Genomic DNA, 22,862 nt, shown 5'->3' with positions numbered 1-22,862 from the left:
CAGGCAATAAATTGAGTTCGTAACTCCATAAGTGATTCTAACACTTTTCACGTGGATTGTCTGTTATTTTCTAAAATTAAATGCGTTAAAAAACGCCGTCGTATCAAGGGATAGCGTTCTTCATCACCACATTATCGCGACCTAATAAGGTTGTAAGCGCTCCAACCAAATCTGGATTTTCTGCGACCCAATACTGTGAATTTAGTTCAACCGTTCGATGTGCTGCTACCGAGTAAATTAGAACTGGATTAGGACCTCGATATTGACTTAAGATCCTTAAAATTTCCTTTTGCACAGTCGCCGTTGCTTGCTCAGGTTGCAACCGCAAAAAGAGTTGGCCGGTTGGTTTGGGTAATTGTTCCGCCAACTGCCAGGTGTTTACGATCACTTGCAAATCCCGCTGTTGCTCGACCTTACCAGTAATTAACACGATTGCTTCTGGTTTCAATTCCGCCTGAATCCGTTGATAGGTGTTGGGAAAAATCGTCAAGTCAATTTCGCCGGACAAATCACTTCCCGTTGCAAATGCCATTGGTTGACCACGTTTGGTCCGAATCGTTCGGACCTTAGTAATATAGACCAGTATTTGTGCCGGTTGTTCACTCGTGAGCGTACTGACTAATTGTGTATGTCGTTGTTGCGCGAGCCAATCATACGTTTCCACAGGGTGCCCTGAAACGTACACACCAAGATACTCCGCTTCTTTGGCCAATCGCTCACCTAACGAAAGCTCCGGCTGTTTTTTGATCTTAGGGGCTAATGATTCAAATAAACTCATACTGCCACCGGCTAACTCGGCACTTGACATCAATTCAGGCACACTGGTCAGTAGCTCTGCACGGTTCAACCCAAAGTGGTCAAAAGCCCCCGCATAGATCAGTGCATCCATCAAATCGGCTTTGAGCCACTTCGCGTCAATCCGTTGCATGAACTGCTGAAGACTTTTAAACGGTCCGTTCGCCTGCCGCTCGTCTAACACACTCGCAATAAAGTCACGGCGCAACCCTTTGATTGAACTGAGCCCAAACACAATGGCTTGACCATTCCAATCAAAGTATTGACCGCTCCGATTAATATCCGGGGGAATAATCGCCACTTGGTGCTGACGAGCTTCCGCTAGATACTGTTTCAGCTTCGTTCCATTGCCCAACACAGAATTCATCAATGAGGTAAAGAACGCTCCGGAATAATGGACTTTCAAGTAAGCAAGTTCAAAAGCCATCTTACTGTAGGCAATCGCGTGTGAGCGGTTGAAACCATAGTTCGCAAATTGTTCAATATATTGATAAACCTGTGTCGCAACTGCTTCGGAATAACCATTCTGTTGTGCACCAGCGATAAATTGTTGCCGCATTTTATCAATCACAGCACGTTTTTTCTTGCTCATCGCCCGCCGCAATAAGTCGGCTTCACCTAGTGTAAAACCGCCCATGACCGCGGCGACTTGCATGACTTGTTCTTGATAGACCAGAATACCGTACGTTGGTCCTAAGATGGGCGCAAGTTGTTCCGCCGGATAACTGACCGGTTCTTGGCCTTGTTTGCGGGCAATAAAATGGTCGATATTTTCCATGGGCCCCGGCCGGTAAAGTGCATTGACCGCGGCGACCAATTCAAAGTTATCCGGGTGCAGACGCCGTAACACGTTTCGAATTCCCGCCGATTCAAATTGGAAGACTCCGGTCGTGTCGCCCGCCTGAAATAATTTCAGGGTCGCTGGATCGTTCAAATCGATTTTAGTAATAGCCAGTGGCTTGCCAGTTTGACGCTGCACATAATGTAGCGCACTAGCCATCAAAGACAAATTCCGTAATCCTAAGAAATCCATCTTTAACAAACCAACCGCTTCAACAGTGTCCTTAGTATACTGGGTCATCATCATAGTTTCACTACCTGCTTGTAGTGGTACGATCTGAATTAATGGCTTTTGGCTTAATACCACCCCAGCCGCGTGTGTTGAATAATGTCGTGGCAACCCTTCCAAACGGCGAGCTGTTTCAAATAATAATTTATTTTTAGATGAATCAGCAACGAGGTTTTGTAACCGTTGTGAGCCCTGGTAGGCCTGGTCAAGTGTAATATGCAATTGGCTTGGGATTGCGGCACTCCAGTCACTCATCTCGTAAGTTGAGAGGCCAAACACACGGCCAACATCGCGCAGTGCTTGCTTTGCTGCCAAGGTCCCAAACGTAATGATTTGTGCGACGCGGTCATGACCATACTTATCATGAACATAATTAAGTACCTGTTCACGGCGATTATCTGGAATATCCAAGTCAATATCTGGCATATTCGCCCGTTTAGCGTTCAAGAAACGTTCAAATAGCAAGTCATATTTTAAGGGATCGACATCCGTAATATTGAGTGCATAAGCAACTAATGAGCCTGCTGCAGAACCTCGCCCAGGTCCAGTTGTAATCTGGGCCTCATGCGCAAAATTCATGACATCCCACACGATCAAAAAGTAATCATCAAAGCCCATCTGATCGATCACGGTCAGTTCGTGATCCAAACGGTCCTGGTAAGCCTGCTGATCAACCGACGGCGTTATTGCCGCCAATCGCTCCGTTAGACCAGCCGTGCATAACTGCCGTAAATAAACGTTCGCTGGTTGTCCAGCGGGCGTTGGAAATTGCGGCAACTGTGGCTGTTGAAATTGTAATTCAACTTGACACTGTGCCGCAATTTCGGCCGTAGCCGCCACCGCCGTCGTCAATCCCAGTTGCTCATAGTCAGCCGTTACGGTGTTGGCCGGCCGTAAGTAGTGACTGCCTTCGATACCTTGTAACGATTCGGGCTGTTCGATCTGTTGGCCCCGATCGATTGCTCGCAAAACTGAAACGGCAAAGTAATCCTTTGCTTGGACATAGTCGACTGGATCTAACGCAACTACCGGCAATTGATGCTGTTGCGCAAAGGCCGTCATTGTTGTTCGCAATGCAGGGGCCTGATCCAAAGAAATCCCTAAGTAAAGGCTAGCAGAGTCGACCGCCTGCCTCAGCGTGGTAATCCAATCAGCAGCTCGCTCAGCGGTGTTTTGTAACAACAGCGCAGCTAGTTCACTGTCTTTAGCCGGGGTTAAGACCATTAAATGGTTCAAATAAGGTAATACGGCTGTTAGCGACAATCCTGCATCCGTCGCCGTCTGCTTCATCGTCGACAACCGCATCAAGTTTTGATAGCCAGCTTGATCTTTCGCAAGCACGACCAGACTAAACGTTTGCGCCGTTAGTTCACGTCCTAATAAGTTCAATGTTATTCCCAATATCGGGGTAATTTCTGCCTGGCGACAGGCATTATAAAAATCAACAATACCGTACATGATATCAACGTCTGTTAAAGCCAACGTGGAATACCCCTGTTGCTTGGCAGTTTGGACTAGCTCACTAACTGTACTAGTGCTGTGAAGTAAACTAAAAGTACTCAATACTTGCAATGGAACATATTGCGCCACTATCGCCGCCCCCTTTCATAAAATATCAGCTTTCAACTCGCATCGAAAACGTAACATCCGATCAGCTACGTCAAGCCCGCTCCCAATTGATGGGTAAACAAAGAATTTACCAGTCTATTCAATGCCAGTTGATGACCAATCTTGTCCTCAGATATATTCGTTACTATTCATTATACCAAACAGTTGTTCTAAGCGGCAGTTTTAAGTCATCAGATAACGTGCACGGTTATGTTTACTAGAGTTTCACCGCCGTCTCGTCGTAATTATATCAGCCTAATTAAAGCCTTAATATCCCGTTATTACCTAATTGCTTTTTCCTGTCGGTGTGTTAAAATAATTTTCATTGGGAGGTGTCGGAAAATGATGAGACAACTTACGATTATCTTTTGGAGTGTCCTCTTCGGTGAAGTCATCGGCTATATCGGTGGCGCCCTCGAACAACTCTCCTATAATCCTGGTGAAATTGGCATCGTTGCCGCAATTTTTGCGCTAATCGTGGTCAACAGCATCACTTATATTACTAATCATTCCCAACCCGCTAAAGGTTCAGATAATAAGTAATTAAAAACAACCAGAGGCTTTGCTTCGCTTAGTCTCAGCACAACAAAAAAAGACGAGTATCCCGATTGCGGTTACTCGTCTTTTTTTGTTGTGTGCTTGACGCGCCAGCCAACTAGAATGCTGGTACATACCCGACCCTAACATTCAGATTAATGACGCTTACGATCCATCACTTGCTTTGAGCATTTGCAGCGTTTTGGCATATTTCTGCTTTGCGCGTTGTGCTGCTGCCCAAAATGCCAAATCGGCCGCTGATAAAGAACCACGTTGTACATTAATTTTTCGATTCATTTTTTGCATACTGGTCAAACCTTTTACGATCGTCGTCCATGTTCGCTTACTCCTCGATTTTGGAGTAGCTTAACACGACAGCGTCGGCGGTAACAACTCTTTTCTCAGTATGAGGTTAAACGCACGGGCGCAAGGTCCCCCTCGTCCGAAGCTAAGCGCGGCTACCATCATCATAAACCAAAGATAGCTGCCTCACACCTACACGATCAAGCCATCCAGAATCATAGGCTCAACCAAGTCACAATAATAATCCGCCTAAAAAAAGCTGGACCGTGAGCATCGCAAGGTGCTCACGGTCCAGCTTTTTATTGGCCCAATTATCGTCACTGAAACGCATTATCACGCGTTCAAATCAGTGATTACGCTTATGCCGGCTGGGTCGATTGGTTTTCGAAGACTAAGTGATCGTCCATCAAATTAATGGCGACTGTCGATTTTGGTGCCACGCGCCCCGCAATGATCTCTTTTGCCAGCGGTGTTTCGACGTGATTCGTGATAAAGCGCCGGAGCGGCCGGGCACCGTATGCCGGTTCATACCCCTGCTTAGCGATCCACTTCTTCGCTTCGTCAGAAATTTTCAGTGTAATCTCACGATCTTGGAGACGGGCAGACAACCGATCAATCAATTTCACCACAATTTCCTCAATCGCGCCCAACTGTAGTGGCGTGAACATAATGATGTCATCGATTCGGTTCAAAAATTCCGGTTTGAATCGACTTTGAACCAGCTGCATAACCTGTTGATGGGTATCGGCCGACAAGTGACCCTGGTCATCAACCCCCGCCAGTAGCAACTCTGATCCTAAGTTCGACGTCATAATCAAGATGGTATTTTTGAAGTCGACGGTCCGTCCTTGACCATCCGTCAACCGACCGTCATCCAATACTTGTAACAAGATGTTAAACACATCTGGATGCGCCTTTTCAATTTCATCGAATAACACGATCGAGTACGGATTACGCCGGACAGCTTCGGTCAACTGACCGCCTTCTTCGTAACCAACGTAGCCCGGTGCCGCCCCGACCAATCGCGAAACGGACTCTTTCTCCATATATTCACTCATATCGATCCGAACCATATGATCATCGGCGTCAAACAAATTCTCAGCCAATGCTTTCGCTAATTCCGTCTTACCAACCCCAGTTGGGCCTAAAAACATAAAAGAACCCAGGGGACGATTAGGATCTTGCAAACCGGCCCGCGAACGTAATACGGCATCCGAAACGGCATCGACCGCCGCATCCTGACCAACCACTCGTTCATGCAAATGGTCCGCCAAGTGTAATAATTTCTCCCGCTCACCGGCAACCAGTTTGGCTACTGGGATTCCTGTCATCCGGGAAACCACGTTTGCAATCTGATCTGGCGTGACGGATTCCTCAACTAACCAATCTTCATGATGATCATTGGCTTCCATGGCCTTCAACTCTTGTTCCAGCTTGGGAATCGTCCCGTGCTGCAACTTAGCTGCTTGTTCCAGATCATAATTATTTTCAGCATTTTCCAAGTCGTGCTTAGCTTTGTCTAACGCCGACTTTTTGTCGCTTAACGCTTGGAGGCTCTTCTTTTCACTGTCCCAGCGTTCGGATAAAGCCCGCTGTTTTTCTTTTGCGCTGGCGAGTTCTTTTTGCACATCCGCTAGCCGTTTAACGGAGGCATCGTCAGTTTCATTCTTTAAGGCGGCTTCCTCGACCTCTAAACGCATTAATTGTCGGTTGACTTGGTCTAATTCCGTTGGGTTGGAGTTCATTTCGACCCGGATTTCAGCAGAAGCCTCATCTACTAAATCTAAGGCCTTATCTGGCAAGTAACGATCCGTAATATAACGATCAGATAACTTGGCAGCGGCCACTAAGGCGTTATCATGAATCCGAACACCATGATGGATTTCAAAGCGTTCCTTTAAGCCACGTAAAATACTGATTGTATCTTCAACACTCGGTTCAGCAACCAATACTTTTTGGAACCGCCGCTCGAGTGCCTTGTCCTTTTCCATGTACTGACGATATTCATCTAACGTCGTGGCCCCGATCAAATGAAGTTCTCCCCGCGCCAACATTGGTTTCAACAAGTTACCGGCGTCCATACTGCCTTCTGTCTTACCAGCACCAACGATATTATGGATTTCATCGATGAACATGATGATCTGCCCATCGCTCTTCTTGATTTCCTTGAGGACGGCTTTGAGTCGTTCTTCAAATTCACCACGATACTTCGCCCCGGCAATCAGAGACCCCATATCTAGCGAGAACAACGTCTTATCTTTTAAGTTCTCCGGCACATCACCACGAACAATTCGTTGTGCTAGACCTTCCACGATGGCCGTTTTCCCAACTCCCGGTTCACCAATCAAGACAGGATTGTTTTTCGTCTTTCGTGACAAGATCCGAATAACGTCCAGAATCTCTTCGTCCCGGCCAATTACTGGATCTTGATTCCCCTGGCGCGCCTGTTTAACCAAGTCGACGCCGTACTTTTCCAAAGCTTGATACTGATCTTCCTGATTACGTGACGTGACCCGTTGACCCCCGCGAATACGATCAACGGCATTCTTGACTTGTCCTGCCGTGATGCCTTGCTGATTCAAGTATTTGGTCAACTGATCACCAGTTTGATCCATCAGCGCTAAAGCCAAAGTGTCGGTCGCAAGGTAATCATCACCTAACGCTTTGCGCTTAGCATCGGCAGCCTGCATCAGCGTAGCTAGACTACTGCTCATACTGCCACCGTACTGAACGTTACCACCGCTAACAACGGCAATGTCATCCAGCTCACGGTCGAGCTCTGTTTGTAATTGGTCTAAATCAGCGCCGGCCTCACTAAAGATCTGCCGAACCAGTTCGCCTGGTTGCGTTAAAAATTTAAATAGATGGGGCACCCCAATTTCTTGATGGCGCCGTGTTTGTGCGATTTGTTGTGCCTGTTGTAAGGCTTGTTGTAAACTTTCTGTAAATTGTTCTGGATTCATATTTACGTACCTCCTCAAAAACGGTAGCAAAAAGGCAGCCGTCATAGCTGCCAATTTTTGTTTGACCTTTATTGACTATTAGAGTATAACCCGTAAGGTCAAACAAGGTCAAGGATTTAGTCCTGGTCATAATTATCCTGAACGATTTGTAAGACAACGTCCACGGCTTGGGCCATCACTTGTTCTGAAACGTATTCAAACCGACCGTGCATGTTCTCACCACCAGCAAACAAGTTTGGTGTCGGCAAGCCCATAAATGAGATCTTGGAGCCATCCGTCCCACCACGAACCGGATAAATGGCTGGCGTGATACCGAGCTTGAGCATGGCTTGTTTGGCCAATTCAACGACCCGCATATCTTTTTCAATGATTTCGCGCATATTGTAATACTGGTCCTTCATGTCGACCTTGATCCGGGCCACACCGTCAGCCAAATTCAGCCGATCCGCAACCGCCATAAATAACCGTTTACGTGCTTCGAACTTATCGCGGTCATGATCACGAATAATGTAAGTCATCTTAGCGCTGTCAACGGTCCCGTCTAAACTAAGCAAGAAGAAGAACCCTTCACGGCCTTCCGTGTGTTCCGGGACATCATGTGCGGGTAACGCCGATTGAAAATCAACGGCTAACTGCAAGGCGTTGACCATCTTATCCTTAGCTTCCCCTGGATGAACGTTGACACCTGTAATCGTCACCGTCGCTTGGGCCGCGTTGAACGTTTCATACTCCAGTTCACCAAGCGGACCACCATCGACGGTGTAGGCATAATCGGCGCCAAAGGCAGGCACATTAAAGTGATCAGCACCAGTCCCAATTTCTTCATCGGGACCAAAAGCTAACCGAATCTTGCCATGCTTGATCTCAGGATGGGCCAACAAATATTCCGCAGCACTAATGATTTCAGCAACGCCAGACTTATCATCAGCTCCAAGCAGCGTGGTTCCATCAGTTGTGATCAGCGTGTGACCAGCATAGTTCTTTAAGTTTGGGAAGACCGCCGGATCCAGCACATAGTCCCCGTTTCCGAGCTTAATAACTGATTCACCGTCATAATTGTCAACAATTTGTGGATTGACATTTTCCGCGTTAAAGTCAGCCGTATCAATATGTGAAATAAAGCCAAGAGTTTTAACAGCTTTGTCACTATTCGCAGGAATCGTCGCAAAAACGTACGCACTTTGCGCATCCTGTTCAACATCGCTCAAGCCTAAATCAGTGAGCTTACTCATTAATTGCTTTAAAAAGGCCGTTTCACGTGGTGACGAAGGAATTGTCGTTGATTCCTCATCTGAACGACTATTAATTTTGACAAAGGTTAAAAAATCTGAAATTAAGTTTGGATATTTTGACATATGATAACTTCCTTTCCTTATTAAAGTTCATGATTAACTTAGATGAAGGTAAACGGATCAGTATTCAGCTGAGACGCCACAATCTCGATTGGCCAGCCAGCTTGTACACGCCACTGATCAAACAGCTTAGTGAGTTGTGACTTACAAATACTCTCGATATGGTGGCCTGGATCAATGACCGTCAACCCGGCTGCCAGCATATCATGACCGGTGTGATAATAGACATCCCCGGTCACGTAAGCTTGTGCACCTGCTCGCAACGCTTGGGGATAGAACTTACCACCATCGCCGCCCAGGACGGCCACACGGGTAATCCGTTGTCGGGGATCGGCACTGACTAGTCGCAGGCCGCTGACACCAAATACTTGTTTACACTGTTCGGCAAATGCCTGCGCTGATAACGGTGTCGGCAAATCACCGACTCGGCCCATATAATACTGATGACCGCCAGACAACAGTTGCACGACCTGGTAATCCCACGTGTCAGCGGCTAAGTCATTAATGCCCGCTACCGCAGTTGGAATCTGATCGGCTAGTAAGTCGACGCTGAACTGTTCACCCGAGTTGACAGCGTAACGATCTAGCGTGGCACCCACGGTATTCGTTAAGTATTCCTGTACCGTTTCAACTTGATTGGTCGGTACCGTTAAAGTCAACTTAACAGCCTGTGCACGATACCCAGGAACCAATCCCTGCACATTTTGCAAGTCTAAGGCCGCCGCAAGCCAATCGTTCATTCCGCCCTCAGCACAGTCCAGATTCGTATGGGCCGCGTACACCAAGATGTGGTGAGCTGCAAGTTCTGCATACATTGCTTTCTGAGGATCCTGATAATCAAGATTGTTGGCCGGTCGAAACATGACGGGATGATGAGCAAAAATCATGTCAGCACCGATCGTGATGGCTTCTTGGACAACTTCCGGCCGCACATCCAGGGTAACTAACACCTTGTGGATATCCTGATGAGGATCGCCGATTTGTAATCCGGTGGGATCATGCTCCCACTTCAACTTGAGTGGCGCAAATTTTTCAAAACGCGCAATTAATTCACTTGCTTGCATCCGTCAAGACTCCTTCCATCAATTTGATTTTAGCGTGAGCCAGCGCTAACTGTTCCTCTGGTATCACTTTAGCCCGTTGCATTTGCGCAACCGCCGCATTTACTCGTTGTAACTCACGTTGCCACTTAGCGATAAACACCGGCGACTTCTCAGCTAGCAGAAACGGGCCAAACATCTGTTCAGCCGTCGTATACGTCACCTGATGATCAACCCGATCAGCACAAAGAATCTCATAAGTATGGCCATCTTCAGCTAGAATTCGTTCAGCTACAATTTGAAACTGATTGGCCGCCAGCCATTCCCGCACGGTCGCTTCACCAACATTAGGCTCGAGTACCAACCGTTGAACACCGGCGAGCTGGGTCGGCCCCTGTTCAAGAATATGGCGAATCAAAGGGCCCCCCATCCCGGCAATCGTGACCGTATCAATACGATCAGCTGGTTCAATCGCAGCAAGACCGTCAGCTAGACGGGCCACTAAGCAATCCGTTAACCCCAGCTTTTGAATCTCATGACGCGCATTTTCAAAGGGCCCCCGGACGACTTCACCAGCTACACCATAACTAATTTGATGATTTAATGCGAGATTAGCTGGCAAATAAGCGTGATCTGACCCAATATCGGCCACGCGGGCGCCCGGCTGAACGAAAGCGCCAACCGTTGCTAATCGTTTTGATAATTGTTTTGCATCCACATACAGTTCCCCTTTAATTCGGGAAGATTTACCCACACGACTAACTTTCAGTGGTTGTGGTCAAATCCACCCGGTTCAATTGTTTTAATTATTCAGTTTAACTAACCACGCACGTCACTCGCTATCCTTAGTATGCACCAAAATCGAAACGTGCTGGTCGTTGAATTACGGGTCGGCTCTTTATCAGAAATACCCAACGAGGTTCAACTAAGATCATGGCGATACCCAATGGCCTGGAAGTTAGCAGTCTGAACAAAGGTCGCACACTAGATTAGACCTTTGTTGGCCAATCATCTTTGACCTTAAAAACCAACGCATTTCAATGGTGATTCAGGATAGCACCCGTATCACCGTACGTTACTAATCATATTTTACCATGCTTCACTGTGAATACGCATTCAGCTGGTTAAATTTTCCTGAAAATTCCTAAGCTTTGTTCAAACTAACTAAAATTCTATTAATGCAAGTTTGGATGACAGGCAGACGTGCCATAATATGGCTAATGTCGACTGGCAAGCGACATATTATTTAATGAGAGAAAGTTTGATTAACCATGCGAAAACGTCTTTTAACGACGTCGCCATTTTTGACTGGCCTAAAATTATTAGCTATTCTGCCGCCGGTAGGTATCGGATGGCTGATTTATTTAAGCCGGTGGCAATGGCTGGCGTTACTCAAACATCCACGACAATTCAGTCGGCACGACCCGTTGCTAGGGTTTATCGTCCTATTAATGGGCATCACGACGCTCAATCTCAATCACCACGATTATCGTAGTGTTATTCTGTCTGTCCTAATGCTTTTTGTATTGGGCAATCTTTGGTTGTTGTGTCGTGAGTCCACGCAGTCGATTGCTTGGCACGAGCTTCGTAAATTTATCATCCAATTTGGCTTGTATATTACAATTAGTGGTTTTGCTTTCCACTGGCTTAACCAAGTATTGACATTACCAACGTGGCTGAAGTTCATGCTGGGTGACCTATTATGGGGCTATGCTGCTAATCAGAATCGCTTGTTCGGGTCCGCCTATAATCCAAATGATGCCTGCTGTTTATTATTGATTGCCCTCGGCTTACTATTGACACAGTTAAGTCATGGAAGTGTTCACCCCTTCACGCGCTGGCCGCTCATAAACTGGTTTTTGGTCGGCTTACTTTGTGTGGGCGTTTATCAAACCAAATCGCGCACAGGGCTCATGATCATGATTGCCATTCTGATCATGACGACTTACCAGCTTTGCCGTCACCATCGCATTTTGGTTACAACAATCTTGATTGCTGGCAGTTTAATTGTCTGGCACGTTTTCCCTAGAAGTGCTTCGACCATCACCGCACTTCAAAGTCGCTTGACGATTTGGCACAACAGCTTCACCGTTTTCAAACAGGCCCCGTACCTCGGCGTGACGTATTTTGGCTTTGCGCGGCACTATTTGCAACTGACGGGAACCTACGTCCCACACGCCCACGATATTTTGCTCATGCTACTAGCTTCTTTTGGTATCCTAGGCGGTGCCGGCTTTATTTACTTAGTCCTCAGCAGTGGCTGGCACTTAACCAAATATTGGCACCAGTATCGTACGCCGAATTTGCGTTACTTTATGATGACTTTGCCCATCATTCTAGCCTATGGATTGACAGACTTCGTTTTATCTTCTATGCAAGTATTGATTATTATTTTGCTCATTATCGCTTGTTGGCACCACGAACAACAATTGCGGCCAATCATTGGCCCTCGCAAGTATCAGTCTCCACTTATCTGACACTTTTCATCACCATCAATTTCGAACGGGCAGTAATTCCCCATTTCAAAAATAGTGTGCGCTGCCGGTCATTAAGCCGCAACACACACTATTTTTAGCGTACCGTTAACCAAATCGGCGATATGCCAACACAGTTAACGGCATAAAAATCACAATAATAAGGAAACCACTTAACAGTACACCAAATGCATCGGGCCCCCAATGGCCAGTCCGCAAAATTGTGCGCATCGCGGTAATTGTTAGACTGACCGGATTCAATCGGACAATTGTTTGCAACAAATGTGGTAACGTCTTAGTCGGAATAAAGGCGTTAGATAAAAAGGTCAGCACTAAAATAATGATCATTGACAGACTGCCAATCAGGGCCGCATTTTTGACCATTAAACCAACTAAAGCAAAGACCCATGAAAGCGACCATCCAACAAATACTGCCAGCAGTAAAACGCCGATCAATACTAGCGGACTAACAATAGGTCGCCAGCCCATCATAAAAGCTGTCACCAGTGCCATCAAGCCAGAAATAAGCAATCGGAAAACATCCCCCACTAACTGACCGGCTAACGGTACGATCGGTGAAATCGGTAGCGTCTTGAAGCGGTCAAACACCCCCGCGTTAATGTCTTCACGTAATTGCTGTCCGGATCCCGATGCTGCATTCAAAATACTTTGAATCAAAATACCGGTAACTAGCATTGGTAAATAGGCCTGGACACTGCCCGCAATGGCCCCACCAAACAAGTAACCGAATAATAGGGTAAAAATAATTGGTTGTATCACCACGTCACTAACATTATCTGGATTATGCCACATTTTTAATAAGTTCCGATGCGTCATTGTCAAAACATGACTTAACTCTGCTGGTTGTTTGATTTCCATCGCTTTGTCCTCCTCTAATTTGTGCCCACGGTCAGTTTAAAAAACACATCATCGAGCGATGGCGCGTGCATCGCAAAGTTACTGACCGTGATTTGAGCAGCTTGTAACCGCATCAGAATTTCAGTGACCGGCGTCAAGCTAGCGGTATCCAACGGCACTGTTAGGGTCCGTTCCGCAACACGGACATCTTGACCGAGCATGGCTTGTAAGATATCCTTAGCCGGTGTGACGGCCGTCGTCGCACTGACTTCCAATTCAAGCTCTTGACCCCCTACTGTTTGTTTCAAAGCGGTGGGCGTCCCACTGGCGACTAACTGGCCATGATCTATGAGCGCAATGTGGTCGGCTAACTGGTCGGCTTCTTCTAAGTACTGAGTCGTTAGCACCACAGTCGAACCATCGGCCACTAGTTGACGAATCGCTTGCCACATCTGCGCTCTTGTCCGCGGATCCAAGCCCGTGGTCGGTTCATCGAGAAAAAGAATGGCCGGTTTACCAATCAAGCTAACCGCCAAATCTAATCGTCGCCGCATCCCGCCAGAAAATGTGGCCAAAACGTGATCCGCAGAATGCTTCAAATCAAAATCCGTCAGTAATTCCATCGCTCGATGCTTCGCCGCCGCACGGCTTAAACCATTCAAGCGCCCAAAAATCTGCAAGTTTTCCCGCGCACTCAGGTCCTGATCGATACTAGCGGTTTGACCGGTCAAACCAAACTGCTGGCGAACGCGTCGGGCTTGCGACAATGAATCAAAGCCATTGACTAAGATTTTCCCAGCATCTTGTCGCAATAGGGTCGTCATCATCCTGATGACCGTCGTTTTACCCGCACCATTAGGACCCAATAAGCCAAAAATTTCACCCCGTTGGACTTGCAGTGACAAGTCTTGAACGGCGACTTTCGTTCCAAATCGCTTCTGAACATGTGTCATTTGAATCATCATTTCTTCATCCAAGTTAAAACCTCCCACAAATTAATCAGGTGCCCTGACTAAATATATGTTAAGGCCCCCTGACTAAATTGTCAACGACTAATTATTGACCATCAATCTAAAAATCAACTAACCTTAACGTACCGCATACCAAAGAATGTTGTATACTTAAGAAAAGAACGAATGGAATGATCAATCGTGACAACGAATATTAAGGCGGAACTAGTCGCCGGAAAATTGGCCGAGTACGAACAATTAAGCAAAATTTATGATGACATTGTCAAGCAGGCCCGTCCAAGAATAACTGTTGAAGGTCAGGGCAAGATTCTACTAGCACTAGCCGATGAGGACCACCTCTCACAAAAACAGTTGGCAAGTCGCCTTGGCATGTCGCCGCAATCAACGAGCGAGTTCGTCTATAAACTTGTCAATCGTCAGCTGGTCACTTTATCCAAGTCCACCAAAGATCGCCGCGTCAACCTTGTGAACTTAACGGCTGCTGGTCGCAAAGAGATTGCATCCGCAGCCCAGGAGGTCCCCCCATTTGTCAACACGCTTTCTGACGACGAGCTCGATCAACTGGCACCCTTGTTAACCAAAATTACCACCGCGATGTATGCGGATATTGACGCTGCCAACCCGACTTTGGGCGTTAAGTTTCACAAATTATTTGCTAGTCGGTACTTGAAACAGTTTAAAAAGTAAATCATATGCCACCTGCCCGTCATTTTTAGATGACCTCTTGCTCCGAATTAACCCTGAATCAGTATTTGGCTCTAAACAAACTTAAAGGCGGACCAATTCAGTTACGAATTGGTTCGCCTTTAGTGATTATTTAACTTTTAACAGGAATCATAGTTTACCATTTATAATCAATTGGGTCCTGTAAGCCCCGGCCAGTCGCTTTGTCCAACATAATGCGTTGTTCAAAGTGCGCCACATTTCGTTTAGTCTCCTTGACCATATCCGGATTGACTGAAACATAGTCGATGCCGCTTTGAATCAGGAAGTTAGTAAACTCTGGGTACTCTGATGGTGCTTGACCACAAATCGAAACCGTCTTGCCATCTTTATGGGCTGTCTTAATCAGGTGCCGAATCGCTCGTTTAACGGCCAAGTTCCGCTCATCAAAGAGGTGAGCCACCGTATCATTATTACGATCACAACCCAGAATCAACATTGCAAGGTCATTCGAACCGATCGAATAGCCATCAACGAATTGATTGAATTGGTCGGCCAAAATAATGTTGGTTGGGATTTCAGCCATCATATAGACTTTGAAGTCAGCACTCCGAGCTAGGCCTTCATCGCGCATAATGGTCGTTACTTTTTGTGCTTCGTCAACGGTTCGTACGAATGGAATCATGACATTTAAATTCTTCAACCCAAATTCGTTCCGAACTTTCTTGACCGCAGCCAGTTCCAACTTGAAGGCCTCGATATACTTGGAATCATAGTACCGAGATGCACCCCGCCAACCCAGTAAATCAGCTGGTTCATGCGGCTCGTATTTGTCGCCACCCTTTAGATTACGATATTCGCTCGACTTAAAGTCTGAGAAGCGTAGGACGACTGGCCGTGGTGCCATTGCCCGAACAACCTTCGCGATACCATTCGCCAGCATATTGACCACCTTTTCAGGGTGACCCTGCTCGATCAAGTATAGTGGATGTTCATGAATAAAGGTTGTCCATAGGAACTCTTCGCGCATTAAGCCGATTCCATCAGCTGGTAAACTTGAATATTTGTCAGCCAAATCAGGATCACCCAAATTCATCATCACGCCCGTAGCAGTTGGAACAAAGCTCTCGGCCGCAACCACCTGACCAGCAACCGCCGTAGCACCACTCTTTGGCTTCAACATGCTAGCGACTTTACCTTGATAAACAACCCCGTTCTTAGCATCGACCGTTACGACATCGCCGGTCTTCAAGACGTCGGTTGCCGCGACTTCCTTACTTTTAGTGCCGACAATACATGGAATCTGCATCTCACGAGAAACGATCGCAGCGTGACAAGTCATGCCACCGTTATTAGTCACGATCGCTGCAGCTTTCTTCATTGCCGGTACCCAATCTGGTGATGTCATTAACGTCACTAACACTTCGCCTTGCTTGAACTGATCAATGTCTTTCGGATTATCAATGACATGCACGACCCCACTGGCTAAGCCCGGACTAGCTGGTAACCCCCGGACGATAACTTTGGCATCCGCCTCATCCACAACATCTTCATCGTCAGCTGCATCTTTGTGCTTATTACGCTGTGACCAAACTGTTTCTGGCCGCGCTTGAACGATCCATAGCCGGTTGGTATTCGTGTCCAAAGCGTATTCCATGTCCATATAACAACCGTAATGCCGTTCGATTTCTTTAGCGTAGCCGGCCAATTCAATGACTTGCGCATCTGTTAATACTGGCTGACCCTGTAATTCATCGGGGACGGACTCTTCCTTAGTCCCGCCACCCGGTAACCGCATTAATTGGACAGGTTGTTTGATAATATTCTTTTCAACGATTTTCATTGATTGTTTATCGATAACAAAGTGATCCGGCGTAACTTTGCCCAAGACAATATATTCACCCAAACCATAAATGGCATCGATCACGATCTTGGAAGCATCCCCATCCGCTACATTGACGGAGAACATGATCCCGGAAGCCCTAGAAAAGACCATCATTTGAATCGCCGCTGAGAGGGCCACTTTTTCGTGTGGAAAATGCTGTTTGTGCCGATAATATGTCGCGCGATCCGTGAACAGTGACGAGTAACATTGTTGAACCCGATTAACGACATCGGCAGCACCTTTAATATTTAAGTAAGATTCTTGTTGGCCGGCAAATGAAGCGTTTGGTAAGTCTTCCGCAGTCGCTGAAGAGCGAATCGCCACGAACGGATCAGTTTGCCCCATTTTCTTAGCGAGATCCGCATAGGCTTGTTCAATATCAGCCGCCAGATCTGCGGGCATTGTCGCGTTCACGATCAAGTTACGAATTTGTTCGCACGCAGTATGCAATTCATCAGAATTTTCATAATCCTGAATGCTGGCTAACAAATCATTGACCTTATCATTCAATCCCGTCTGGGTCATGAAGTACTGATACGCCCGGGCGGTGGTCGCAAAGCCATATGGGACTGGAACATCCATCGATGACGTCATTTCACCCAGTGAAGACGACTTACCGCCCACTAGGTTCACATCTTCGCGGTGTAATTCATCAAACCATAAAACGTTTGCCGTATCACGACTACTCATAAGATTACCTCCCTATGTTCCTGCACTTGAATATCATCATTATCAAACTTAAGTTCTGTAAGCGTTTACATTAACCATTTATATTGTAGTTCATTTTTACACAAAGTAAAACCCATTTTCATTATTTTATCGGCAAAATATAGTTGGTGATGTTGACTGGTTACGCCCGTTAAAGTTCAACACAGGCTTGAAAGAAAAGGCATTTAATGGGGACATGTTTTCAAATCAACTCGGATTATAATGATAAACTGTAAGGCCAACTAATTAACGAACTTATTTCACAATATACGAAATCAACTCATTGTGGACGACGCAACCCAGTGTTTATCACAAAAACGCAAAGTAGCCAGCGGTGATTACTTTCATCACCGCTGGCTACTTTAAGCGTCTAGCACTACAACTATGACTTAAGTCTAAATCGATATTTCACTAATCCGCAAGCACTTCAACTGGCAGTTGCATCCCTTTCCAGCCTTCCAGCGCTCCTGCTAATTCATACGCGTCAAAGCCTGCGGATAGTAGCACGAGTAACGCCGTCTTGCCTAGGGTTGTTCCCCCCGTCCAATCGTACACGACATAGGTCTTCGCCGGATCCAGTTCACTGATTCTGGTTGCCAGATCCTTGGCAGGCATCGCGATTGCACCCTTGATTTGATCTTTCTTCACTTGGGCCGGTGCATTCCGAACATCTAAGACGACGTACTTGCCCGTCGCATTTTGCATATCGGCTAAAACGGTGTGATGATCGATGTATAAGCTTAAATATGTTGTTAACAATTCAATTTTCTTGTCATTCATGATTAATTGCCTCACTTTTTAATTGTTGGGTGCCTTGCTTGATTTTATCCAATAAGCCTTTAAACTGCTGCTGCTCTTGAACCGTAAACGACGCAAAAATTGTTGTAACCGCCTTAAAATTGGCCGGTAAAAATTGCGTCAAAACACTACTACCGGCGGCGGTCAAATGAATGGCAACCGTCCGCTTATCATCTTGTGGATGCTGCTTTTCCACCCAGCCTCGCTTTTGCAAGCCGACCAGTAACTTGCTCACAGTCGCCCGAGCAGATCCTAGCTTTGTGGCTAACTCCGACGGCAATAGCGTGTGATCAGTTTCATTTTCCAGCAACATTAAAATAATAAACTTGGATTCTGAAAGTTGATATTGATCGAGTAATTGTTCATAGGTGGCTTGCATGGTTCGAAATGTCCACTGAAAATTCAGAAAAGCCAACACCTGCTCAGTATCCGCCGAGCTACTTGCTTTGCCCAGTGTCAATTGCACTCGCTGTTTATCTGGTCGATCACGAAACGAAAAGTCAGGCATTGAAATCCTTCTTTCTGAATTTAATTAGCCGGCTAACTACTTCTAGAAGTATACACGCTTTTTCATCATCGTCAACCCTTAAATCGGACTAGCTGTTATTCGAAACACTCACCATCCAAATAACCCTAGCCATCAAGCACCACGACAATTTTCGTTTAAACTGATGCAGATTGAAATCAATAGATTAGCGTGCGCGACTCAACAGAAAACAAGCAGTCAGTTGTGAAACCTCCCAACACTCATGAACCCTGCGCACACCAGGTCCAGTACAATTGACACTCACCATAATCGCATATGCTATACTGATGATCACGATACCTATTGATTTGGAGGAGTACCCTAATGCACAAATTAGCTATTTTGGTGATGACAATTGGCCTTGCACTTGCTGGTTGTACGACCCAAACATTCGCTCCAGCGCAGCATCATCGGTCCGTCAAAGTGACGACCCAAAAAGTGATTCAAGCACCAACCAAAACATGGACTTTTGATCAAGCCGTTAGTTCCAGCCAAACAAAACACGGCGTCGCCAGCAATTTAGACATTTCCGTGGTTGACAAAACTACTGCCCAATCAAGCTGGACCACTAGTAACGGCCAATTTTTGTCCGCCGGCGTCAAACATCGTCAAGTTTCGTACGCCAAATGGCACCATGATCAGCAACGCCATATCATGAAAAGTTACCGACACCGGCTGCATCACATGTCAGTTAGTCAAATCAACGCGGTTTTGAAAAAGCTCGGTACCTCAATCCAGATTAACAAACTGACTGACTTAATTTACTTGGAATCCGGCAATCACACCGATCCGTTACCAGTCAACACCGCCTTTGCTGCTAAGGGGCACCACCTTTACGCTGTCAACATTCAATATTCAGATACTGAGCAGGCAACGACCATTGAACGGGGCTGCGATTTCACTGATACCAGTGCCAAGGCGGCGCCTAAACGCGTCAACGTAGCGAATTTGAATGGTACCTGGATTGCTGCCGAAACTACGACTAGCGCCAGTGATACAGGCAAGTTGCTGATCAAAGATGGCTACCTATATCAGCATCGTTATGATAGTTATGAACGATCTGCTATCCAGGACCTCAGTCACTATTCATTAGGCTCACTGAATCAAAACGTGACCTATGCGGCCTTCAAAACCGATGCAGCCCACGCTGGCTATCAATTAACACATACCGCCGTTGCCAGTGGTGATAGTACCGATATGTTATATCTCATCATCAACGCTAATAAAATCATCCGTATCAATCAGCAGATTGTTACGACCTATACGAAAACCAGTGCCGTCGTCGCTGCTAACGACCTACCGAAAACAGACGTTGATTTATTTAAGCAAATGGATCAAAAAAAAGCTGGTGAAGTCGCCACGACGATTACGGTAAAGGCCGGTCCCGCGCAAGTTGGCATGACCAATAGTATTAACTATCTAACCGACCCCAATGCTGGTCAAATTACAGAGACAATCGTGGTCAACTAACAACCAGGCGCTTCATTTGAAAAATTATCAGGTAGTCACTTATCAAAAACGCTACTTCATAAAGCACGCAGCAAAAGCCCTGTTGAACTAATTCCCACATCAAAATAAGCACGTTGTAAAACCACACTCTGGTGATTTTTACAACGTGCTTATTTTGTCATCGAACATCTGCACAGCATCAATAATTTTATGATTAACACAGTAACGCAATTTCACGACACCTCAAGCCGATTCAGAAAGTGGTCTGGTCAACTTACATCCCAGTATGACACGACAATTGTCCCGCTTTAATCATGAAGAATACGACTAATTACAAGGTTAGCCCCTAATCATGCTCGTATTCACGTTTAAGTCGCATCCATCCTGCATGCAGACCAAAAGCCGTTGTAAAGGACAATAACCAGGTCAAACCATAACACAGCGCAATGCTCAGCCAGGGAGCCTTGACCATCAAAGTACGACCAAAACCACGCCACAACAATTCAGACCAGAAAACATTCGCTAAGTATGCCTTATAGGCCATACCAGCAAAGAGATGTACAAATTTGCTAAAAGGACGTTGACGACGAACTTGAATCTCACACAACGCCGCCAACAGGCCGATGACTGCTAGCGCATACCCCGTCATTGATGGTTTGTAATACGGGGCGTTGCGCAAATTAACCGGGAAGCCGTAACTGAACAGTTCCCAATTAGTCCAGATCAGGCCAACTAACCATAGACCAAGTAATCCCGGCCACCACTTGTTAAGCATGCGCTGAAAGGTATCTCGAAACACCCAAGCTAACATGCCATAGAACCCGAAAATCTGGAAACTGATAAAAAGCCGGTCCAGTAAATACCAATCACGGCTGTGAGGACCATGGAAAACTTGTTGGTCATAAAACCACAACCAAAGAACGGCGACCAGTGTTGTACCGCCAAATACGATCCAGCCGCGTCGAGGTCGAGACTGACACCAACGGCCAAGCGCCCAGAATAACGGCATTAATATGATAAATTGTAGCATCATGGTGTTATACCACAGATGAGGCGCTGCATTACCATTAACGAACTGCCATAAAAATCCCCGCCAGTCATGATACTGGCTACCTTGCTGCAATTGTGGCATCAAGATTAAGTAGATCGCGGTCCACCAAATCGTTGGAATAAACAGCGCATGCCATTGCTGGCGCAAATAGTCGGTATAGGTCAACGCGGTCTGATTAAGCGTCAAACGCGTCGTCGTATAGAGAATGCCAAAAATAAAGGCCGGTGCCGTATACTTGACCAGATTATAAACAACACCAATCCCAGTTTGCGTGGCAATCGACGGCCCACTTGCCAATGCGTCTGTGAGAATCGGCTGGGCCATCACCGCAGTACAGGCCCCTAGTTTGAGGTAATCGCCAACGTCAGTGACCTCCATCGACGGACTAGAAATCATCGTCACTGCTACCACCTCTTCGAATTTTTACCAGATCAACCGATGGTCAACCTTAAACCCAGTCTAATAGATTCCCATGGGATTACAAGTACACTTCGCGAACATTACCAGCTAATGATTGTATTTTTTGATACGATTCCAACTGCTTTACCCTTCAAGCAAACCATACACTTAAGCGACCATTTAGGCAAAAAATCGCGTCAGACCAGTCAGCATTAGCCGATTTACGGTCAGACACGATCGTGATTTCTTTATTATAGATTCCTTTACAGATTTCAATCCGGTGGTCTAAGTCCAACTTGCAAGTACTAGGCTGAGCAGTATCCAACCACCAGATTACTCAGCGTTTTGGTCCAACAACACAATGGCCTTTCCAAAACTGTCTGCCGCTTGCAAATAAGCATGGGCCGCCGGTACCTGATTAAAGTTAAAAATCCGAGCAGGGGCGACCGACACATGATATACTGCGATGAAGTCAAATAAATCTTGCAACAATGTCTGAGAAACATCGCCAGAGGAAAAGCCCGTTAAATAACACCCATTCGGAATATCACTAATCGGGTCAAAATCAGGAACGGTCCACAGCCCACCTAATTCGCCCGTCATATTTACAATGCCGCCTTCGTTGAGATGCGACAACGAATCTTTGACACTGAGCGGACCAATCAAGTCGATGATTTTATCAAAATGAGCCGTTGCGGCTGGTAAACGAGCGCTATCCGGAGCGACAATAACCTCATCAAAGCCAGCATCAATCAATTGTTGGCGCTTAACTAGCCGCCGAGTAGTCCCGGCCACATGGATCTTTGGATTATAAGCCTTGATCAGATTTAAATCGGCAATTCCAACCCCACTAGTAGCTGCTCGAATCAGCACCCGGTCCGTCGCTTTAAGCTGCAAAGACTTAAAAATGCCATAAGCCGTGTAGTAGGTCTCAGGGGTTGCCACCAATGAGGCAATCGGTAGATCCGTTTTGATCGGATAAACCTGCTCGTTCGGTAATAATACGTATTCGGCATAACTACCATCATATGCCCGACCCATCTCGCCCATGATTGAAACCACACGTTGCCCAGACGTGAATGTTGCTGGCGCACTGGTCTCATCGACCACACCAACTACTTCGATTCCGAGCACTCGTGGGAACTGCACGCTCGGTGACTTGCCTTCCCGCGTAAAGATTTCTGAGTGGTTGATACCAAAACCTAAAACTTTTACCCGGGTCCACCCCGGTTTGACGTTCGGTTTAGGAAGCGTCGTTAATTGTAACGCTCTGGTCCACCTGGTTGGTTCACGACGTATACTTGCAACTTTGCTACCTCCGTTCGTTTTTAATGCCAATTTAACGATAGCTAAGATTCACGCTTTTCGCAATTAATTAATCCCCTGCGGAATATCACCGTTAATATCAGCATT

The 22,862-nt window shown here is 46.3% G+C and carries 16 protein-coding genes and 1 pseudogene; 4 read left to right on the top strand and 13 right to left on the bottom strand.

Annotated features, from left to right (window positions below):
- Positions 1–103: 103 nt before the first annotated feature.
- Positions 104–3,454, bottom strand: coding sequence for a DNA polymerase III subunit alpha (dnaE, locus tag ACWQAU_RS03705; RefSeq protein WP_027822011.1), 3,351 nt, complete (start codon positions 3,452–3,454; stop codon positions 104–106).
- 360 nt (positions 3,455–3,814) lie between these two features.
- On the opposite strand from dnaE, the gene ACWQAU_RS03700 reads away from it, so the two are divergent.
- On the top strand, positions 3,815–4,015 hold the full coding sequence (locus ACWQAU_RS03700) for a YjzD family protein (RefSeq protein ID WP_003640606.1): 201 nt from the start codon (positions 3,815–3,817) through the stop codon (positions 4,013–4,015).
- A 159-nt stretch (positions 4,016–4,174) separates the two neighbouring features.
- On the opposite strand, the gene ACWQAU_RS03695 is transcribed toward ACWQAU_RS03700, so the two are convergent.
- The 5 genes from ACWQAU_RS03695 to ACWQAU_RS03675 form a co-directional block, all read right to left on the bottom strand.
- Complete coding sequence (locus ACWQAU_RS03695) at positions 4,175–4,315, bottom strand: hypothetical protein (protein WP_003640607.1); 141 nt, start codon at positions 4,313–4,315, stop codon at positions 4,175–4,177.
- A 356-nt stretch (positions 4,316–4,671) separates the two neighbouring features.
- On the bottom strand, positions 4,672–7,275 hold the full coding sequence (gene clpB, locus ACWQAU_RS03690) for an ATP-dependent chaperone ClpB (protein WP_003646034.1): 2,604 nt from the start codon (positions 7,273–7,275) through the stop codon (positions 4,672–4,674).
- A 116-nt stretch (positions 7,276–7,391) separates the two neighbouring features.
- Positions 7,392–8,630 (bottom strand): peptidase T, encoded by a 1,239-nt coding sequence (gene pepT / locus ACWQAU_RS03685; RefSeq protein WP_003644443.1) that lies wholly within the window; start codon positions 8,628–8,630, stop codon positions 7,392–7,394.
- A gap of 38 nt (positions 8,631–8,668) precedes the next feature.
- Complete coding sequence (locus tag ACWQAU_RS03680) at positions 8,669–9,691, bottom strand: Nif3-like dinuclear metal center hexameric protein (RefSeq protein ID WP_003646033.1); 1,023 nt, start codon at positions 9,689–9,691, stop codon at positions 8,669–8,671.
- Positions 9,678–10,385 carry a tRNA (adenine(22)-N(1))-methyltransferase gene (locus ACWQAU_RS03675; RefSeq protein ID WP_027822012.1) on the bottom strand — a complete coding sequence of 236 codons (708 nt, stop codon included), beginning with the start codon at positions 10,383–10,385 and terminating at the stop codon, positions 9,678–9,680. Before ACWQAU_RS03675 ends, ACWQAU_RS03680 begins: the two co-directional genes overlap by 14 nt.
- Before the next feature lie 553 nt (positions 10,386–10,938).
- Between ACWQAU_RS03675 and ACWQAU_RS03670 the strand changes: the two genes are divergently transcribed.
- Entirely contained in the window at positions 10,939–12,144 is a 1,206-nt protein-coding gene (locus ACWQAU_RS03670; RefSeq protein ID WP_003646031.1) for an O-antigen ligase family protein, read from the top strand.
- Positions 12,145–12,249: 105 nt separating this feature from the next.
- On the opposite strand, the gene ACWQAU_RS03665 is transcribed toward ACWQAU_RS03670, so the two are convergent.
- Both ACWQAU_RS03665 and ACWQAU_RS03660 read right to left on the bottom strand, forming a co-directional pair.
- On the bottom strand, positions 12,250–13,020 hold the full coding sequence (locus ACWQAU_RS03665; RefSeq protein ID WP_003640613.1) for an ABC transporter permease: 771 nt from the start codon (positions 13,018–13,020) through the stop codon (positions 12,250–12,252).
- Between the two features lie 14 nt (positions 13,021–13,034).
- Entirely contained in the window at positions 13,035–13,976 is a 942-nt protein-coding gene (locus tag ACWQAU_RS03660; RefSeq protein WP_003646029.1) for a daunorubicin resistance protein DrrA family ABC transporter ATP-binding protein, read from the bottom strand.
- 174 nt (positions 13,977–14,150) lie between these two features.
- Here ACWQAU_RS03660 and ACWQAU_RS03655 point away from each other — a divergent pair, with 174 nt between their 5' ends.
- A complete protein-coding gene (locus ACWQAU_RS03655; protein WP_003644447.1) occupies positions 14,151–14,657 on the top strand; it encodes a MarR family winged helix-turn-helix transcriptional regulator in 507 nt (168 codons plus the stop codon).
- 154 nt (positions 14,658–14,811) lie between these two features.
- Here the strand turns inward: ACWQAU_RS03655 and ppsA are convergent, their stop codons facing one another.
- The 3 genes from ppsA to ACWQAU_RS03640 form a co-directional block, all read right to left on the bottom strand.
- The gene (gene ppsA, locus ACWQAU_RS03650) at positions 14,812–17,208 is read right to left on the bottom strand and encodes a phosphoenolpyruvate synthase (protein ID WP_027822013.1); all 2,397 of its coding nucleotides are present in this window, start codon (positions 17,206–17,208) and stop codon (positions 14,812–14,814) included.
- A gap of 429 nt (positions 17,209–17,637) precedes the next feature.
- Positions 17,638–18,006: a rhodanese-like domain-containing protein gene (locus tag ACWQAU_RS03645; RefSeq protein ID WP_003646027.1), complete on the bottom strand. Its 369-nt coding sequence runs from the start codon at positions 18,004–18,006 to the stop codon at positions 17,638–17,640.
- Positions 17,999–18,532 (bottom strand): MarR family winged helix-turn-helix transcriptional regulator, encoded by a 534-nt coding sequence (locus ACWQAU_RS03640; protein ID WP_027822014.1) that lies wholly within the window; start codon positions 18,530–18,532, stop codon positions 17,999–18,001. The genes ACWQAU_RS03645 and ACWQAU_RS03640 overlap by 8 nt, the downstream gene beginning before the upstream one ends.
- A gap of 342 nt (positions 18,533–18,874) precedes the next feature.
- On the opposite strand from ACWQAU_RS03640, the gene ACWQAU_RS03635 reads away from it, so the two are divergent.
- Positions 18,875–20,020 (top strand): hypothetical protein, encoded by a 1,146-nt coding sequence (locus ACWQAU_RS03635; RefSeq protein ID WP_027822015.1) that lies wholly within the window; start codon positions 18,875–18,877, stop codon positions 20,018–20,020.
- A 325-nt stretch (positions 20,021–20,345) separates the two neighbouring features.
- On the opposite strand, the gene ACWQAU_RS03630 is transcribed toward ACWQAU_RS03635, so the two are convergent.
- Both ACWQAU_RS03630 and ACWQAU_RS03625 read right to left on the bottom strand, forming a co-directional pair.
- Positions 20,346–21,446, bottom strand: coding sequence for an acyltransferase family protein (locus tag ACWQAU_RS03630; protein ID WP_027822016.1), 1,101 nt, complete (start codon positions 21,444–21,446; stop codon positions 20,346–20,348).
- Between the two features lie 336 nt (positions 21,447–21,782).
- Positions 21,783–22,756, bottom strand: a pseudogene (locus tag ACWQAU_RS03625) (zinc-binding alcohol dehydrogenase family protein).
- Between the last annotated feature and the right edge of the window lie 106 nt (positions 22,757–22,862).

The sequence above is a fragment of the Lactiplantibacillus sp. 3062 genome (genome assembly GCF_055413545.1).
Note: the sequence above shows the minus strand (reverse complement) of the source record. Positions and strands in the feature narration are given on the sequence as shown.

Bases quoted from the DNA above. Each gene is read 5' to 3' on its own strand.
- ACWQAU_RS03700 (WP_003640606.1), top strand. From the start codon at position 3,815: ATGATGAGACAACTTACGATTATCTTTTGGAGTGTCCTCTTCGGTGAA.
- ACWQAU_RS03695 (WP_003640607.1), bottom strand. From the start codon at position 4,315: ATGCAAAAAATGAATCGAAAAATTAATGTACAACGTGGTTCTTTATCA.
- clpB (WP_003646034.1), bottom strand. From the start codon at position 7,275: ATGAATCCAGAACAATTTACAGAAAGTTTACAACAAGCCTTACAACAG.
- pepT (WP_003644443.1), bottom strand. From the start codon at position 8,630: ATGTCAAAATATCCAAACTTAATTTCAGATTTTTTAACCTTTGTCAAA.
- ACWQAU_RS03680 (WP_003646033.1), bottom strand. From the start codon at position 9,691: ATGCAAGCAAGTGAATTAATTGCGCGTTTTGAAAAATTTGCGCCACTC.
- ACWQAU_RS03670 (WP_003646031.1), top strand. From the start codon at position 10,939: ATGCGAAAACGTCTTTTAACGACGTCGCCATTTTTGACTGGCCTAAAA.
- ACWQAU_RS03665 (WP_003640613.1), bottom strand. From the start codon at position 13,020: ATGGAAATCAAACAACCAGCAGAGTTAAGTCATGTTTTGACAATGACG.
- ppsA (WP_027822013.1), bottom strand. From the start codon at position 17,208: ATGAGTAGTCGTGATACGGCAAACGTTTTATGGTTTGATGAATTACAC.
- ACWQAU_RS03645 (WP_003646027.1), bottom strand. From the start codon at position 18,006: ATGAATGACAAGAAAATTGAATTGTTAACAACATATTTAAGCTTATAC.
- ACWQAU_RS03640 (WP_027822014.1), bottom strand. From the start codon at position 18,532: ATGCCTGACTTTTCGTTTCGTGATCGACCAGATAAACAGCGAGTGCAA.
- ACWQAU_RS03635 (WP_027822015.1), top strand. From the start codon at position 18,875: ATGCACAAATTAGCTATTTTGGTGATGACAATTGGCCTTGCACTTGCT.
- ACWQAU_RS03630 (WP_027822016.1), bottom strand. From the start codon at position 21,446: ATGATTTCTAGTCCGTCGATGGAGGTCACTGACGTTGGCGATTACCTC.